Source organism: Candidatus Pedobacter colombiensis, assembly GCA_029202485.1.
In the GTDB taxonomy this organism is placed as follows: Bacteria; Bacteroidota; Bacteroidia; order Sphingobacteriales; family Sphingobacteriaceae; genus Pedobacter; species Pedobacter colombiensis.
The window spans coordinates 1,308,439-1,326,481 of the sequence record CP119313.1; the positions used below are offsets into that span (position 1 = coordinate 1,308,439).

Consider the following 18,043-nt stretch of genomic DNA (forward strand, 5'->3'; position numbering starts at 1 on the left):
CAGTCCGCTTATGCGCCTAGTCAAATACTGCGGATAATGAAGTTAACCACCATTATTATTACTGCCTTCTTATTTCAGGTAAGTGCTAATACGCTAGCTCAAAAAATCACGCTCTCTCAAAGCAATGTTGCCTTAAATCATGTTTTTAAAGAGCTGCAAGGTCAATGTGGCTATAACTTTGTTTATACTTCTCAAATGCTTGAGGGGATTAAACCTGTAAATATTAAGCTTAAAAATGCGACCCTGCAGCAAGCACTTGATGCTTTGTTTGAAAATCAACCTGTGACCTATGTCATTAAAGAGAACACCGTTGTTGTTCAGAGAAGAAATAATCCGGATCAACCTCAGCTCACTATTGAAATAAAAGGAAAAGTAGTAGATGAGCGTGGACAGGAATTTCCCGGCGTAAGTGTAAAACTCAAAGGAACACGGGTAACGGTAGCAACAGATAATTCGGGACAGTTTAAAATTACTGTGCCAGATAACAATGCTGTCCTTGTTTTCTCTTATGTAGGTTATAATCCAATCGAAGAAACTGTAAAGCAACGTACCACAATCAATGTAAAAATGGTGCCGGCTGAAAGTGCATTGAATGATGTCGTAATCACTGGTTATCAATCATTAAATAAAAAGACGTTAACGGCTTCAATTACTACCATTCAATTAAAAGACCTGGAAACTGTTTACCAGCCAAACATTGATAAATTGTTACAAGGCCAGGTACCGGGACTAACTGTAATGAGTACTTCAGGTGCTCCGGGAGCTGTTCCGCAAATCCGTATTCGTGGTACGTCTACCATTTCCGGTAACGTGCAGCCATTGTGGGTAGTGGATGGAATTATCCTTGATGATGCTGTAAATGCTTCTGTAGACGATATTTTAACCAATCGTAACCTGATTGCTTCCGGTATTGGCGGTATTAACGTAGATGACATTGAATCAATTAGTGTATTGAAGGATGCTGCTGCAACTGCCATTTATGGTACAAAAGCTGCAAATGGTGTAATCGTAATTACCTCTAAAAAGGGGGTGTCTGGAAAAACCAGAATCAATTATAACAGCGGTTTTTCTCTTGCTGAACGCCCCAGAATTGAAGATGCTTATATGATGAATTCTAAGGAACGTATTGACGTGAATATAGAAATGATCAGTAAAGGCATTTTGAATGCATCATCGCCTAAAGCTGGTGATTATGGTACGGTCTCGGATTTTGAACGCTATTTTATAGATGTAAACGATAGAAAAATCAGCTGGAGCGATTTCCAGAGTAAAGTAAACGGATTGGAAGAGGTAAATACCGATTGGTTTAAATATCTTTTCAGAAATGCCTTTACACAAAGACATAGCTTAAATATCTCAGGAGGTAATGAAAGGACTACTTTTTATGCTTCAGGTAGTTATCTCAATGATCAAGCTACAGCAAAAGGGGTCGGACAAAAAACTTATACCGGATCATTAAAAGTAAATACACGTTTTGGAAATAACATTCGCTTAGGTTTATCATTGGATGTAAATGCACGCGACAACACAAGCTTTTTTGCTACAGATTCAAGAGAGAACCCCTATGAATGGGCAATTTATACCACCAGGGCACAACATGCCTTTGATGAAAACGGTGATTACAGTCACCTTTATTACAATAGTTTGAAATATAATTTTCTGGAAAACCGAGAGCAAAGCTGGCGTAATTCCAGAAACTTCGGTATGCGTGGTAATGTTGATTTTGAATGGAAGTTGTTAAAAGACTTAACCTATTCCAGTTTGTTCTCTTATACAAAACAAAATACAACGGATATTGACATTGCAACAGAGGATAGTTATTTTGTTAGAGCTAGAAAAAAGGATGTGTACCAGATTGTAAATTCCGTAGGAATTCCACTTTGGCTAGACGGTGGTTATCGCCAGGATAAAAATAGTTACAATGGAAGTATTACTTTCCGAAATCAATTGACTTATAATCCTGTATTTAACCATGTACATTACCTGAATGTGATGGCTGGTCAGGAGATTCGCACATCTAAATTCGAAGATCAGATTACTAAAGTCTACGGATATGCGCATGATAGAGGACATCAGCAAGTTCCACAATTTGACCTGATGAGATCCCTTGGGCTGCCTTATTGGACTGAAAATCTGAATGAAACTGCAGCAGTCTCTTATTTTGGGGTAGCCAGCTATACTTATGACAATAGGTACTCTATCAGTTTAAATGCACGTACAGATGGTTCAAATCGTTTTGGTTTAAAAACCAATCAATTGTTCCAGCCATTATGGGCAGTAGGTTTAAATTATCAACTTAAAGAGGAGTCTTTTTTGAGAGATAAAGATTGGTTGAGTTATTTAACTCTTAGAGGATCTTATGGTAGTCAGGGGAATGTGGCCTCTCAGGCTTATTCTGATTTAGTGGCAAATATAGGTAAGCTGGATTTAATTAATAAAGAGGGTTATTTGGTTATCACGGCACCTAAAAATCCAACCTTAAAATGGGAAATGAACTATACCACCAATGCCGCACTTGAATTTGGTTTCTGGAAACGTAGGCTAACCGGTAGTCTTGAATATTACAATAAGAAGGCGGTTGACTTGTTGGGTAGTAAAGAAGTTTCACAAGTTACTGGATTTAATACAGTGCAGGTAAATTGGGCGTCTATGCGGAATAGTGGGGTTGAGTTCTCTCTTAGCTCTATCAACGTTGATTCAAAATCTTTCCGCTGGTCAACCAACATTAATTTTGGTTACAATAAGAACGAGGTTCTTGAAGTATATTCAGTTCCAGGGGTAGCTGATTTGACCAATGCGCAACGTTCAAATTATTCTGCGGCGGCGGTAGTAGGTAAACCTATCAATGGTTTATGGTCTTACCGTTACGCTGGTCTTAACAAAGATGGAAGAGCAGCATTTTATACACAAAAAGATGGGCAGAAGGTATTGTATGGAATGAAAAGCGTAGATGGACTTACTTATTCAGGCACTACCATGCCTATTGCTCAAGGTGGTTTTACCAATACATTTACTTATAAGAAGTTTACTTTATCAGGTTTGTTTATCGGAAGTTTTGGCAATGTGATCCGTTTACGTAACATATCGTTAGGCAATGTAGGTTATCCTGAAGCTACTCAAAATATGTCTAAAGAGTGGGTGGACAGATGGAGACAACCTGGAGACGAGTTGAAAACCGATATCCCAACATTGGAAAAAGATCCTTTTGATTTAGCGATAAGTGGAGCTACTCCTTATAATGGAACGATGTACGATAATAGTGATTTGCGGACAGTAAAGGGTGATTTTGTGCGTTTGCAAAACCTTTCATTAAGCTATGACCTGTTTAGCCCTAAGCTTAGAGCAAATGGTATCCAGAACATTCGTTTCATGTTGCAGGGTAATAATCTGTATACCTGGAAAAATAGCAGGTTAAAGGGACAGGATCCTGAATCTACAGGTTCGCTAATGAAATATGACAGAACCAATAATGCTAATGTATCTTTTGGTAATACCTATTTACCTGTACCGCGTGCCTATTCATTAACCTTGTCTGTTCAGTTTTAATCCATTACAGCTATGAAAAAATTATTATACATCAATATATTGGCAGTATTGCTAATCACCTTTAGTAGTTGTAAAAAACTGCTTGATATTAAACCGGTAAATAGTATGAAGCCGGTAAGTGTTAAAGACTATGAGTCTCTCTTGATTGGTGGATATCCGAGAAATGACTATTTCTTTAAAACAGAACTCATGACAGATAATGTCTATGTCAATTTGAATTCTGGTTACCAGCCGGAGAAGGCCAATGAGCCTTGGTTTATTTGGGCATCAAGTATGCAGATTGATGGAGTTAAGACAGATCCTTATTGGGGAGAATTGTACAAATCTGTATTCTATGCCAATACCATTCTTGATAATTTTTCAATGCGTACTCCCTTACCAGAAGAAAAGGAATTGTACGAAAAAGTAAAAGGAGAGGCTTATGCATTAAGAGCTTATAGCTATTTTTATCTGGTAAACTGGTATGCTGATACCTATGCACCGGAAAATTTGCAGGCACTGGGGGTACCCATGCCATTAACTGCAGTTGATGTAAATGTAAATACAACCAATAATGTACGCCAACCGTTAAGTGTAGTTTGGAAGCAAATTGTAAGCGATCTTGAGGAAGCCTCAAAACTACTTGCAGGTAAACCTGCCACAACTCGCTTCAGATTCAATTCCAATACCCTTGATTTGTTTAAAGCAAGAGTTGCGCTCTTTATGGGAGATTATCAAACGGCTATTGCATCGGCAACTTCGGTGATGGACGCCAGTCCACTTACGGATTTGAATGGAATACAAGATTATATTGATTCTGAGGGTAATCAATATGCATTTACGTATGATTTTGGATTTATAGACACTGATTATAACAAAGAAATTTTGTTTTTTACAGGTGGTAAGGCTAATAACAACATTTTTTATTATTCCGCCTATCCATTTAAGCCTTCTGAAGAGTTATTAACCTTAACAAAACGTTATGGCTATTTAACAGATTACAGACAGTATATATTTGAATCATGGGGTGTTCCGAATACAACTGATGGGATAACCAAAGGACCCACCATGTATTGTATGTATGCAACTCAACAGAGAGATTCTTATTATATTGGTATGAAAGCTAGTGAAGCTTATGTAACTCGTGCCGAAGCTTATGCCCGTACCAATCAGGGCAAATTAGCAATTGCAGACTTAAATCTGGTTTTGCAAAAACGCATTAAAAAAGCAAACTATGTGCCTTTAAAAATGGCCGATTTTGCAGATAACAATGCCATTTTGAAAAGAGTTTTAGAAGAACGTCGAGTAGAAACAGCCTTTGATGCCGGCTTACGCTGGTTGGATTTGCGCCGTTTGGGCAAACCGGAAATCCAGCATGCCTATAAAAATGGAGTGATTTATACTTTGAAAAAGAATGACCCAAGGTACTTATTACAGATTCCTCCTTCTGAAATTAACAACAGTCCGGAAATGCCACTTAATCCTAGATAATAGTTTATTTAAATATAAAGATTATGAAATTTAGAAATATATGCATTCTTGCATTGGGCTTAAGCAGCACCTTTGTAGCTTGTAAAAAAGAAGAAAGTCCTGTTGCTTCTGATGATTTGAAAATACCGCAGATGTTTGGGCCTGCAGCAGATGCAGATCCGAAAGTTAAATCCATATATAATGATTATGGTTTATGGATCCGGATGGATTTCAAAGACTCAAAAGAAGTTTCCAATGGTATCCTATTCAATGATGTAAACAATCGTTTTGGGGCTACAAAAATAGATGATAGCAGGCGTCAGGAAGCTATCACCTATACCGAATCATTATTGTCGAATGTGCCGGTAAAATATACGAAAGCGCTTTTTCCTTTAGAGTTTTTCTATGTGAAAACTTATAATGGTTCCTGGTGGGCTTCGGATATGGAAGTAATTGGTCGTAGTAGATTGGTAATTACCTGGCCTAACCATATGCCTAATACGCTTCCGGTAACGGATCCGGCTACTCATTACTACAGAGATTCTGTGTTGACGAGAGCTGTTTGGTCTAGCCTTGGTACGATGATGACACCAAGAATGGAAAAACCAATTGAAGGATTTGAATTGGCGGGTAAAGCTTACGATGGGGGGCTGGTGTTTGACAGGATTTATGACGAATATCGTAGGGATTATGATGTAGATAAAAGAGATGCAGCTTTAGATGAGCTGGCTATTACAGGAGGGTTTATTGCCGGATCTGGTTCACGTTCATTTGAAGCTGATTTCCCGCAATGGATTACTTTAATTGCTACAGAATCTTTTGCTAACATCAAACAGCAATATCTTGACAACAGTCCGAGAAGAGCCAAAAAATATGAAGTCCTGATCAAGTTCTTCAACAGCTATGGCTGGGACATTCAGGCTACAGGTAATAAATATAGGCAAAAACTGGATTTATATAAATAATGCGCTCCTTGAGGTTGTCCGAAAAAGTACTTTTCGGGCAGCCCTTTTATCTTTAAAACAATAAAACACATGAATAAATTATTATTGACCCTACTTTGCGCGGTTCCGGCTCTGGCCAATGCACAAAGCGAACCATTTAAAGTAACAGGCAAAATTGCCAAAGCAGGCCCAAAGGCTAAAGTTTATTTAACCTATCGTGCTGACGGATCATCAGTTAAAGATTCAGCATTGGTGAAAAATGGAACTTTCTCTTTCCAGGGAACAGTCGCCGGACCATTAGCTGCAAAATTAAGTCTAGATCATACCGGTGCCGGTATTAGCCAGACTACTAAAAATCCTGATGTCCTTTCTATTTATCTGGATAAAGGAAATGTAAATGTTGCGGCGAAAGACTCTGTTAAAAATGCATTGGTATCTGGCTCAGCAATTAACGCTGAATATCAGAAATACCAAAAGGCTATTGCAGCACCAGAAAAGATCATTACCGATTTAAATACTGCATGGGCAGCAGCGAGCATGGATCAGAAGCAAAATGAAGATTTTGTAAAAGGTTTCCGTGATAGACACAAGCCGGCAGCAGCAGAAAAAGCAAGATTGCAACAGCTATTCATTGCCGCAAATCCTGATTCGTATTTTAGCTTAATGTCATTAAAAGATATGTCAGAATACGATATGGACATCGCTAAAGTTGAGCCGGCTTTCAACAAACTGTCGGATAGACTTAAAAAAAGTAAAGCAGGTGTGGAGTTTGTAAAATTGATGAATATCGCAAAATCGACTTCAATCGGTGCCATCGCTCCGGATTTTACTCAAAATGATGTGAATGATAAACCGGTTAAGCTCTCTGATTTCCGTGGAAAATATGTATTGATTGATTTTTGGGCTTCATGGTGTGGCCCTTGTCGAGGAGAAAACCCAAATGTAGTAGCTGCATATAACAAGTTTAAAGATAAAAACTTTACGGTATTAGGTGTGTCATTGGATATGCCAGGTAAAAAAGACAACTGGTTAAATGCAATTAAAACAGATGGTTTAACCTGGACACAGGTAAGCGATTTAAAAGGATGAGCTAATGCTGCATCTCAAATGTATGGTGTGAAAGGCATTCCTCAGAACTATTTGATCGGTCCTGATGGAAAAATTGTAGCCTCAAACTTAAGGGGAGAAGCGCTACATAAAAAATTAGAAGAATTATTGTAGCATAAATTCCTCTCAAGAATGAAAGAGCACTGCCGAAAGGTGGTGCTTTTTCATTCTTGAGAGGAATTCTTCCATATTTGTTACCTTTGTAAGGGAATTACAGTATGGAGACCAATTATGAATCTACGTCTGACACAGAATTAGTCTGTTTATTAAAGTCTGGGAATAGGTCGGCATATACCGAAATATATAACAGATATAAGTTTATTCTCCATACCCATGCCTATAAATGGATGCGGGATAGGGAAGAAGCGATGGACATTATCCATGAACTCTTCACTTTCTTATGGGATAAGCGAGAAAGCATTCAATTTAGCACCAGTCTCTCCGGTTATCTTTATGTTTCCTTAAGGAATAAAATTTTCAATAAACTATCGCGTAAAAAGATAGAATCGCAATATATTACCTCTCTTCAAAGTTTTATTGATAAAGGTTATTGTATCACGGATCACTTGGTTCGGGAAAAAGAGCTTACCAATCTTATTGAAAAGGAAATCGCCACACTGCCTCACAAAATGCGTGAAGTTTTCGAACTTAGCCGTAAATCGAATCTAAGTCACAAAGAAATTGCTGAACAATTGGGACTTTCCGATCAAACTGTAAGGAAACACATTCAACATGCCCTTAAAATTTTAAGGACAAAACTAGGTTTAAACCTGTTCCTGTTTACACTGTAGATGAAGTTATATCCTTTTAAAATTATTTTTATTTTTATTTACCCCATAGGGCAAAGCTATTTGTCTTCCATCATATAAGCACGATAGGGTGCTTTAGACTATGAAGAAAATAGAGGCGAAAGAGCTATTGGCAAAATATGAGGCGGGTAAGTGTAATGAGCAAGAGCAGGCTTTATTGGAAAGTTGGCATTTAAGTTATGCACTTGATGCGGTAGAAAATATAGGTTTTGATGAACAGTCGAAAGATCTGGATCAGGTATGGAATAAATTGCAAAAGCAAACTAAGCCGGTAACTATAAAGGTGGCATTGTGGCCTAAAATGGTGGCTGCAGCAGCGATATTTCTTATACTTGGTATCGCCGTTTTTTTTTACCTCCAACAAATAAATCCATTTCAACAAACAACTAAGTTGGCTTCCGATTTACCTCCAGGAAAAAACAATGCAGTGTTGACCCTATCTAATGGACAAAAAATAATACTCAATGAAACTGCCAAAGGAGAGATTGCAAAGCAGGGGGGGGTATCAATTACAAAATCTCAAGACGGAACGATTATTTACAATATTGATCAGTCTGCTACAGACATAAAAGCACAGGCAGGAGAATTATCCTACAATACCATAACTACGCCTCGTGGAGGTCAGTATCAGGTGAATTTGCCGGATGGCACCAAAGTATGGCTTAACGCCGCATCTTCCCTAAAGTTTCCCACAACTTTTACAGACTTAAAAGAACGTAAAGTTGAACTTAGCGGCGAAGCTTACTTTGAAGTAGCTAAGAATAAACGCCAACCATTTCATGTTAAAACAGTGCAACAAGATTTAGAAGTTTTAGGAACTCACTTCAATGTGAATGCTTATAGTGATGAAAAGGAGATAAAAACGACTCTGTTAGAAGGCTCGGTTAAAATTGTTCCCCTGAGTCAATCCAAGGCAAAAATGCCATTGGATGTGGTATTGAAACCTGGGCAGCAGGCTACATTGATGGAAAGCAGGCTTAACATTGGTAACGCTGATATTGGAGAGGTGATGAGCTGGAAGAATGGGATGTTTGAGTTTAATAATAGCGACTTAACCAGTATCATGCGTCAGGCCTCAAGATGGTATGATGTAGATGTGGTTTATGAAAGTGGAATTCCTAATGTAAAGTTTAGTGGAGAAGTGTCAAGAAATGTAAATGCATCAGCTTTTTTAGGTATGCTAAAATATCTTGATGTAAAATTCAACATAGAAAAAACTGGAAATAACAGAAGTAGAATTGTTGTTTCTAAATAAGTGTAAATATTAATCAACTATAACCTTAAACCAAAACAAATGAAAAGACATTTACATCCAAAGTAGAGCATCAAGAGGTTACTGAATAAAGAAACCGGGAAAAGTGTTGACGCACCTTACCCGGTATAGACTCGGATTGCAGTCCTTGTCATCGTTCGGTTAATTATTCTTCAATTTTATCCCGGTCAAAATCCGGATGAAAACATGTAGCAACAACTATTACTATTATCAACCAAACCTTACAAATGTATGTATTTTATTAATACTTCAAACGGTATGGACAGGCCTTGCTTTGTGCCATATTTTAAAGTTTTAAAAGGTGTATTTCAGCGTGTTTCGCTGATGAATACCTTAACCATGAAACAGATTATTATGCGAATAAATCTCGTAGCTATTTTAATCACCTTGTCCTTAACGCAGGCTACGGCCAGCAGTTTTGGACAGTCTGTAACGCTGCATAAAAGAGGTGCAAGCCTTAATGAGGTGCTTAAAATGATTAAAAAACAAACTAATTACACTTTTCTTTACAATAGTGAATTGCTTAAGGATGCCAAAATGGTATCTGTTGATTTAGACAAGGCAACCTTGGAGGAGGCATTAAAGGCTTCTTTAGCAAACCAAAGCCTTACTTTCAAGATCATTGAGAATACAATATTGCTTAAAAAGAAGGAAGATGGGCTTTTTGATAAAGTAGCAAATTACCTGAGTGCAATAGATTTGAGCGGTAAAATATTGGATGAAGATGGAAAACCACTTCCGGGTGCGACGATTCGTGTAAAAAATACAACCAGAACTGTATTAACCAATGAGCGTGGTGAATTTGAATTGAAAGGGATAGACGATAAAGCCATATTGATCATCTCTTTTCTTGGCTATACCACAAAGGAAGTTCAGGCTAGCAAAGCAAACCCACTTATTATTAGTTTAGATGTTAATCCTGCAGAATTGGGCGAAGTTGCGGTGGTATCAACAGGTTATCAAAAAATACCTGCGGCACGTGCAGCAGGTTCTTATGTGGTGGTATCTGATAAAGCGATGGCAGGAAAACTGCAGACAAATATTGTGGAAAGGCTAGAAGGTATGGTGGCCGGATTAACTTCATTCAAAAGTGGTCTTAATACTAAACCTAATATTCAAATTAGAGGGGTCTCTTCACTTACTGCTACTTCGGCAACACCATTGTACGTAGTGGATGGAGCTCCATTTTTTGGCGATATACAGGCTCTTAATCCTTCGGATGTGGAATCGGTGACCGTATTGAAAGATGCTTCAGCAGCTTCTATCTATGGCGCGCTTTCATCAAATGGTGTGATTGTGATTACTACACGTAGTGGAAAGGCTGGGAAATTGAACATTAATTACAATGCTACGGCCAAATTTGTTGGCTTACCGGATAGGGCTTATTCGAATAAAATGAGTAGTGCTGAAATGGTCGATTTTCAAAGAGAAATGTTCAACTATCGTTCAGGTGCTTATGCTTCTATAGATCCCCGTAAAGCAATGGTAGAAACTTATCGTTTATTTTATGACGCAAGACAAGGTGTTATTACTGAAGCTGAGCTACAAAAAAAACTAGACGTACTTCGCAATAGCGACAGGTATGATCAGGTAGTTAATGAATTTTTACGTAAAACTTCACTTACACAGCAGCATAACCTTTCGTTTTCGGGTGGTAACGAATTCTATAAATACAGTCTATCTGGAAATTATTTAGGTAACGCACCTTATGAGCGTGCACAAACCAACAATAGGGTCGGTTTTAATTTAAAAAACAGCTTTAACTTTACGAAATGGGCAACGCTAAACATTGGAGTATTGGGTAGCAATACCAGAAATGATTACGATAATGGTAGCGCTACAAATAATGTTTCACCTGGTATGAGTATTTTGGACGCAGGTAAAGCCTCATTTTATATGCTTAGGAATAGCGATGGCAGCCTGGCGACAAACTGGTTGAACTCGAAATCTCAGTTTGAAATAGACCGCTTAAAATCGTTGGGACTTCAGGATGAAAATTATAATCCAATTACCGACCTCAATACAAGTCACCTCACGAATACCAGCAAGTACTTAAATCTTAATTTTTCTGCCAATTTAAAGATTATGGATGGCTTAAATTTAGATTTACTTTACCAAAATGAGAGAACTGAGCTCTACAACAAACAATACTACAATAAAGACGCTTACAAGGTAAAAACAATGATCAATGATGCGACTATAAAAGACGCAAAGCAAACCAAGATGATTCCTGTAGGTGGACAGATGAATGAGCAAAGAGGTGATATGAATACTTATACACTTAGGACACAGCTGAATTATAATAAGGAATTTAATTCTAAACATCGTGTTGACGCAATTTTTGGGGCTGAAAAAAGAAAACTTCTTGGTTCTTCAACCAATATTTATAAATATGGATACGACGATTACAGCTTAAATTATAAACCAATTGATGAGCAGGCTTTAAGTTTGAGCATCCCTAACACACAGGCTTTATTTGATCAGTTTAACTTTCCTAAGGGAGATAGCAGGGCTGAAAGGGGGTTCGTAAGTACAGATGATCGTTATGTATCTCTTTACGGAAATGGTTCATATACTTACAACAATAGAATTACACTTTCTGGTAGTATCAGAATGGATCAGGCTAATCTTTTTGGAACAGATCCTAAGTATCAATATAAACCTTTTTGGTCTACAGGTTTACTTTATGTAGTTGCAGAGAATAAAAGGAATTGGTTGGATCGTTTAGCGGTAAGAGCAACCTATGGCATTAACGGAGCTGTGCCTAAATCGGCTGGACCTTATTTGATTACTCAGTCTAGTGGAAATAATGGTCTTACCGGAGAGACACAAGATGGGGTTGTTAGCCCACCAAATAGTGGCTTAAAATGGGAGAGAACCAGAGTGACCAATTTCGGTTTGGATTTTAGTGTGCTTAGCAGACGTTTTTATGGTTCAATAGATATTTACAATAAGGCAACAAGTGACCTTTTAGGAGATTTAAAATCTGATCCAACATTGGGCTGGAATTCAATAACTGTGAATTACGGTACTATGAATAATCGTGGTATAGATCTTACTTTAAATAGCAATAATCTAAATACTACTGATTTTAACTGGATTACAACGCTGAATTTTAATTACAATAAAAATAAGCTAACCAGACTTGACTATTCTTCTAATACTGTTTTCAGCTATATCAACGGTTTCCAGAACAGACAAGGAGTGCCAATGGGCTCATTATATAGTGTAAGATATGGCGGTCTAGACAATAAGGGAGTTCCTAAAGCCCTTACTGCGGATGGAACAGAAGTTTATTCGACTGATAAATTGAGCGCAAAAGACCTTGTTTATAATGGTACAACAATTCCACCGTATTCGGCCTCCCTACAAAATACTTTGAGTTACAAGGGTTTTGATTTGTTCTTTATGTTTATCTACTATGGTGGAAACGTAATGCGTGATGTGACGGCTCCCTACTTAACCAAGCTTGCTGAGTTAAACTATACCAATAACATGGAAAGATCAGCTTTAGTTTATTGGAAAAAACCGGGTGATGAATTGATTCCGGGTATGGCCCCAGCATTTAATAGTGCTGTAGGTGGTGCGATCACCAATATATGGGAATTCAGTGACCAGAACATTCAGAAAGCAGATTATATTAAACTTAGAGATATTACACTAAGTTATAATTTTACCGGAAACTGGTTGAAGAAAAATTATATCCAAAGGATGAAGCTGAGCTTACAGGTGCAAAATGCCTGGAGATGGGCAGCTAATAAGAATAAATTGGATACAGAGGTATGGAATGGTACATCAACTACCTATAGCGCAACTATGGTACCATCAACAATATCTAACTCGACCAGAGGTCTCTTGTATCCTGCTTCTTATACTGTTGGACTTGCTGTTAACTTTTAATTGAACCTCATCATGAAGAAAATATTTTTATTATTAGTCGCCATTACAGGCATTATGACTACCGGGTGCAAAAAATTCCTGGATGTTAAACCGAAGGGCTATACCATTCCTTCAACTTTTGATGATTATCAGAGACTACTGAACAATCAATCCTTATACAGGGTTTCTTCTGCTTATCCTAATTTCCTTACAGATGACGCTCGTGCAGGTGAAAGGAGTGATCCGAACAGGGCAACTGAGTATCCCTTGCTTGCACTGTATCTTCGAAATTTGTATGAGTTTAAACCTGGTCCTATCTATGATCAGGGGGCACCTGATACCTTTTGGGAGCCAGCTTATGCACATATTTTTATCTACAATACAGTCATCAATAATATTGAAAAGGTACCAGATGGTACTGATGCGACTAGAAAACAACTGAAGGCTGAAGCACAAATAGGCCGTGCTTTTGAGTACCTGACATTGGTTAATGGTTACGCAAATCATTATAATCCTGTCACTGCAGCAACTGATCTTGGCGTACCAATTCTTTTAAGCGAGGATATCAATGCACCTTATAAAAGAAACACCGTAGCTGAAGTATATGCACAAATTCAGAAAGATCTGGATGAGGCTTTACCTAATTTAGCTGCTACAGCACCTAATAACTTTCACCCCATTAAAAGTGTAGGTTTTGCCTTTTTGAGCAAGATGTATTTGTATATGGGGAATTATGCTGAAGCTTTAAAAAATGTAAACGAAGCACTTAAATTAAACAGTGCCTTGATCGATTACAAGCTTTACACTACAAAGAATGGTACTACTTTTGGCAGGGTATGTACCAAGCTTGATCCGTTGGTGCCTTTTCCAGATGCGAATAAGAGCATCGAGAGTGTTTGGGTTCGTAATGGTGCTTCAAGTATAGGTGATTTAAATGCAGCTGTATATGCAAGTGATGATTTATTGGCTACCTATAGGGCCAATCTTCCAGTAGGAGCAACAGATCAACGGTTGGCACTCTTCTTTTGTAATGGAGTATCCAATTTTGGTTCTGCACCTGTATTTTTCCCGGGAAGGTATTTGTGGGCTCCCTATTTCCAAGCTAATTTTGGCTTTAGTACTCCCGAATTGCTCTTGATTGCAGCAGAGTGTGAGGCCAGAGTTGGATCTAAAGATAAAGCTGTGGGCTATCTGGATGTCTTGCGCAATTCGAGGATCATCAATAATATCGGATTATCAGCAGCAACAAATGATATTGCCTTAAAACTGGCGCTTGATGAACGTAGAAGAGAAATGCCTTTTTTAGGTATTACCCGTCTTACAGATTTAAAACGCTTAAATATGGATAGCCGTTTTGCAAAAACCGTAACACATGTAACTGGAACGCAAAGTTTTCAGATACCGGCTAATGATAACAGATACATTTTGCCTTTACCGCCAAAAGTACTTGAGTTTAACCCTACTATACCTCAATATCAACGTTAAGTTTTAGAACTGATCATTATGAAAAGTATATTCACCTTTCTTTTCCTGTTTGCGGCTATAAGCTTACATGCGCAGGAAGAAATCCACTTCAATAGCTCCTGGAGTGAAGCAAAAGAAAAAGCAATTCAATCAAAGAAACTGATTTTTATTGATTGCTACACCTTATGGTGCGCCCCATGCAAATGGATGGAGAAAAATGTATTTATCCAACCAGCTGTTTACCAATATTACAATGACAACTTTGTGAATTTAAAAGTTGACATGGAAAAGGGAGAGGGGATTGAAATGCGTAAAAAATATAATGTACAATCTTTTCCTACCTATTTGTTTGTAAACACAGCAGGTGATGTAGTACATCGCACAGCTTCGAAAATGGAGGCTGAAGCTTTTCTTGCTGAAGCAAAAAGAGCAGTTGATCCGAAAAGAAACGCTGCGGCATTAAAAGAGAAGTACGACAGGGGTGACAGGGATCTACCTTTTTTATTGGATTATTATCTGGCGGTGGAGCGTGCTGATCGCAACATTGCCAATCAGATCAGTACAGAGATTGTAGCTAAAGTTACTGAAGCAGAACTGAACACTGAGTTGGGCTGGAAGATAATTAAAACTTTGGCCCGAGCTGAAAATGACAAATTGGGTGCACACTTTATGGCCAATCAAGGAGCTTACAACAATTGGGGTAAGCAGGAGGAAAGGGAGCAACTTAAAGATCGTTTAATTACAAGTACCATGTATGGTTTAATGAGATCCGATAACGAGCAGGCTTTCATGAAAAAACTGACTTACTTTAAAAACTCTGATAGAATTAATCGTAAAAAACAAGGTATAATGCTCGAAGCTGATTTTTATCTGGAAAAGGGAAGAACAGCTGATTATGTGAAGCTAACGGCTGCAGCCTTGAAAAATGAGTTGAAGGATGATGCCGAGAAATTGAGTTTTCTGGCAAGAAGGGCTTCAGGAGGTAAAATGGGTAATGATCAGACTTCGCCTGCTATTTTGCAACAAGCTTACCTGATGGCTAAGCGAGCAGTAGAGCTTGAACCGGAAGAATATAGCATCCAGTCGACCTTTGCATATGTATGCTTGGCAATGAAAAAGAAACAAGAAGCATTGGTAGCAGCGAAAAAATCCAGAGAACTGGCAAATGCAGAAACTTCTAAAATTCAAAAGCTCGCTCAGGAATTGTTAGATAAAGTAGAAGCGTTGTAAACAACAACAGATACTATTAAAAAAGCCCTGCTGAGTAAATCAACAGGGCTTTTTTGTAGAGCTTTATATCTTCTTAGAATGAAAAATCGTCGTTTTGACTTTTGCTTCCCACTCCCTCATGATTTTCAGAATATTCATAACGCTTCTCTACAACATCCTGATGGTTTTTGATGTAGTCAACAGTCTCGTTTAATCCTTCCGTAAACTTCTCAAAGTCTTCTTTATATAAAAAGATCTTATGCTTTACAAAAACGCCGTCCTCCAGTCTTTTCTTGCTTTCTGTTAGGGTTAGGTAGTAATCTCCTGATCTAGTAGCTTTAACGTCGAAAAAATAAGTTCTTTTACCTGCCCTTACTTTCTTCGAAAAAACCTCTTCTCTCTCTTTGTTGTCAAATTCTCCCATGGTTGGTATTGATCTTGGTTTTGGTTCGGGTAAATATAAACTAATAATTATTAAACTTCAAAATGAAATTAAATAGTTTGACGCTCTTCCTCTAGTAATTGGTTTCGGTACATTTCTGCATAAGCCCCTTCATGTTGTAATAATTGCATATGGCTGCCCTGTTCAATGATTCTTCCATTGTCCAATACGATAATTTTATCAGCATTTTTTATTGTTGAGATCCGGTGAGCAATCAAAATACTGGTTTTACCCTTCATAATTCTGCTCAAATTACCCAAAATTTCTTCCTCAGTTCGGGTATCAACAGCAGATAAACAATCATCAAAAATAAGTACACGGGGCTCTTTAATTAAAGCGCGGGCAATAGAAACCCGCTGTTTCTGCCCACCCGATAGCGTAATGCCCCGTTCACCAAGCATTGTTTCAAATTTCTGCTCAAAATCAATAATATTATGATATACAGCTGCATTTTTGGCTGCGGTATCAACTTCCTCATCTGTAACCTGATCTAAGCCAAAAGCGATATTGTTTTTAATGGTGTCCGAAAATAGGAAAACCTCCTGAGGTACAAAGCCAATCTGATTGCGGTAGTTGTTTAGATTAAGTTTATCCAATTTAGTGCCATCAACACTGATCTGTCCATCATTTACATCATACATCCGCATAATTAAATTGGCCAATGTAGATTTTCCAGAACCTGTACGACCAATGATAGCTACAAATTCCCCTTGTTCAATTTCAAAGCTCACATCCTTTAAAGCATGTATTCCCGTGTCTGGATAAGTAAAGTTCACATGCTCAAACTTAATATTCCCATTAAGTAATGGCCTGTCAGGATTAGATGATGTAATGTCAGGACTCAACTCTAAAAACTCATTAATACGCTTTTGAGAGGCAGAGGCACGCTGAATTAAAGTGGTTACCCAGCCCAACATCGAAACGGGAAAAGTTAACTGGTTCACATATACAATAAACTCTGCAATGTTACCCGGTGTAATAGATCCATCTATCACCTGGATGCCGCCAATATAAACAGTAAGAATGGTACTTAAGCCAACCAGTAAAAGCATAGTAGGGTAAAAGAGCGCTTGTACTTTAACCAGACCCATTGCATTGTCTTTGTACCCCTGACTTTCGGCAGCAAATACTTTTTGGGTATAATCTTCTCTCACATAAGATTTGATCACTCTAATGCCGGAGAACCTTTCCTGCACAAAGCTGGATAGCTTAGACAATTGCTCCTGTATTTGTTCACTTTTTTGATTGATGAGCGTATTCACAAAATAAATGATCACCACCAGAACCGGTAGGGGAAGCAAACACCAAATGGCCAGTGTAACATTTACCGAAAACATGGCATAAATAATCAGCAAGAATAAAACTGCTGTATTTATAGTATACATAATGGCCGGACCAACGTACATCCGCACCCGGTTCACATCCTCGGTAGCGCGGTTCATCAAGTCGCCCGTATTGTTGCGTCTGTAAAAACCGAGGCTGAGCTTTTGGTAGTGCGCGTAAATCTCATTTTTCATGTCAAATTCAATATGTCTCGACATCAAAATGATAGTTTGCCGCATAAAAAATAAGAACAGTCCTCTTAATAAATACAATACCAATACCAACACCCCAAAATAGAAAAGGCTGGTACTAAAGATATCATATATAATAGCTGCACGATCAAATCCATCAAACAAGCGATATATCTGTATATTTTCTGTAATGAGGTCAAAGGCATGGCCGATAACCTGTGCAGGGATCACACCAAAAATATTGGAGATGATCACAAAGAAAACCCCCGGGATAATCCACCATTTATATTTATAGAAGTATTTGTTTAAAAAACGTAGGTGTTTCATTATGCTGTAAAGTTATCCAATTGAACCTGTTTTTTTTAAACTCTTTGGTTAAAACAATGTAATTAATGTTTTTTTATGCT

11 protein-coding genes are annotated in these 18,043 nt (G+C 38.0%); 9 read left to right on the forward strand and 2 right to left on the reverse strand.

Features of this window, described 5'->3' with window-relative positions; genetic code table 11:
* Positions 1-36: 36 nt before the first annotated feature.
* The 9 genes from P0Y49_05365 (at position 37) to P0Y49_05405 (ending at position 15,701) form a co-directional block, all read left to right on the forward strand.
* A complete protein-coding gene (locus P0Y49_05365; GenBank protein ID WEK20565.1) occupies positions 37-3,546 on the forward strand; it encodes a SusC/RagA family TonB-linked outer membrane protein in 3,510 nt (1,169 codons plus the stop codon).
* A gap of 12 nt (positions 3,547-3,558) precedes the next feature.
* Positions 3,559-5,016: a RagB/SusD family nutrient uptake outer membrane protein gene (locus P0Y49_05370; protein WEK20566.1), complete on the forward strand. Its 1,458-nt coding sequence runs from the start codon at positions 3,559-3,561 to the stop codon at positions 5,014-5,016.
* Positions 5,017-5,039: 23 nt separating this feature from the next.
* Positions 5,040-5,960 carry a hypothetical protein gene (locus P0Y49_05375; GenBank protein WEK20567.1) on the forward strand — a complete coding sequence of 307 codons (921 nt, stop codon included), beginning with the start codon at positions 5,040-5,042 and terminating at the stop codon, positions 5,958-5,960.
* Positions 5,961-6,029: 69 nt separating this feature from the next.
* Positions 6,030-7,028 carry a TlpA disulfide reductase family protein gene (locus P0Y49_05380; GenBank protein ID WEK20568.1) on the forward strand — a complete coding sequence of 333 codons (999 nt, stop codon included), beginning with the start codon at positions 6,030-6,032 and terminating at the stop codon, positions 7,026-7,028.
* 236 nt (positions 7,029-7,264) lie between these two features.
* Positions 7,265-7,837, forward strand: coding sequence for an RNA polymerase sigma-70 factor (locus P0Y49_05385; GenBank protein ID WEK20569.1), 573 nt, complete (start codon positions 7,265-7,267; stop codon positions 7,835-7,837).
* A gap of 100 nt (positions 7,838-7,937) precedes the next feature.
* Positions 7,938-9,110 (forward strand): FecR domain-containing protein, encoded by a 1,173-nt coding sequence (locus P0Y49_05390; protein WEK20570.1) that lies wholly within the window; start codon positions 7,938-7,940, stop codon positions 9,108-9,110.
* Positions 9,111-9,359: 249 nt separating this feature from the next.
* Complete coding sequence (locus P0Y49_05395; GenBank protein WEK20571.1) at positions 9,360-13,028, forward strand: SusC/RagA family TonB-linked outer membrane protein; 3,669 nt, start codon at positions 9,360-9,362, stop codon at positions 13,026-13,028.
* A gap of 12 nt (positions 13,029-13,040) precedes the next feature.
* On the forward strand, positions 13,041-14,492 hold the full coding sequence (locus P0Y49_05400) for a RagB/SusD family nutrient uptake outer membrane protein (GenBank protein ID WEK20572.1): 1,452 nt from the start codon (positions 13,041-13,043) through the stop codon (positions 14,490-14,492).
* 18 nt (positions 14,493-14,510) lie between these two features.
* Complete coding sequence (locus P0Y49_05405; protein WEK20573.1) at positions 14,511-15,701, forward strand: thioredoxin family protein; 1,191 nt, start codon at positions 14,511-14,513, stop codon at positions 15,699-15,701.
* A gap of 73 nt (positions 15,702-15,774) precedes the next feature.
* Here P0Y49_05405 and P0Y49_05410 read toward each other — a convergent pair whose 3' ends face one another.
* Both P0Y49_05410 and P0Y49_05415 read right to left on the reverse strand, forming a co-directional pair.
* Positions 15,775-16,104, reverse strand: a complete 330-nt coding sequence (locus P0Y49_05410) for a DUF3276 family protein (protein WEK20574.1) — start codon at positions 16,102-16,104, stop codon at positions 15,775-15,777.
* A 68-nt stretch (positions 16,105-16,172) separates the two neighbouring features.
* A complete protein-coding gene (locus P0Y49_05415) occupies positions 16,173-17,963 on the reverse strand; it encodes an ABC transporter ATP-binding protein (GenBank protein WEK20575.1) in 1,791 nt (596 codons plus the stop codon).
* Between the last annotated feature and the right edge of the window lie 80 nt (positions 17,964-18,043).

Bases quoted from the DNA above. Each gene is read 5' to 3' on its own strand.
- P0Y49_05365 (WEK20565.1), top strand. From the start codon at position 37: ATGAAGTTAACCACCATTATTATTACTGCCTTCTTATTTCAGGTAAGT.
- P0Y49_05370 (WEK20566.1), top strand. From the start codon at position 3,559: ATGAAAAAATTATTATACATCAATATATTGGCAGTATTGCTAATCACC.
- P0Y49_05375 (WEK20567.1), top strand. From the start codon at position 5,040: ATGAAATTTAGAAATATATGCATTCTTGCATTGGGCTTAAGCAGCACC.
- P0Y49_05380 (WEK20568.1), top strand. From the start codon at position 6,030: ATGAATAAATTATTATTGACCCTACTTTGCGCGGTTCCGGCTCTGGCC.
- P0Y49_05385 (WEK20569.1), top strand. From the start codon at position 7,265: ATGGAGACCAATTATGAATCTACGTCTGACACAGAATTAGTCTGTTTA.
- P0Y49_05390 (WEK20570.1), top strand. From the start codon at position 7,938: ATGAAGAAAATAGAGGCGAAAGAGCTATTGGCAAAATATGAGGCGGGT.
- P0Y49_05395 (WEK20571.1), top strand. From the start codon at position 9,360: ATGTATTTTATTAATACTTCAAACGGTATGGACAGGCCTTGCTTTGTG.
- P0Y49_05400 (WEK20572.1), top strand. From the start codon at position 13,041: ATGAAGAAAATATTTTTATTATTAGTCGCCATTACAGGCATTATGACT.
- P0Y49_05405 (WEK20573.1), top strand. From the start codon at position 14,511: ATGAAAAGTATATTCACCTTTCTTTTCCTGTTTGCGGCTATAAGCTTA.
- P0Y49_05410 (WEK20574.1), bottom strand. From the start codon at position 16,104: ATGGGAGAATTTGACAACAAAGAGAGAGAAGAGGTTTTTTCGAAGAAA.
- P0Y49_05415 (WEK20575.1), bottom strand. From the start codon at position 17,963: ATGAAACACCTACGTTTTTTAAACAAATACTTCTATAAATATAAATGG.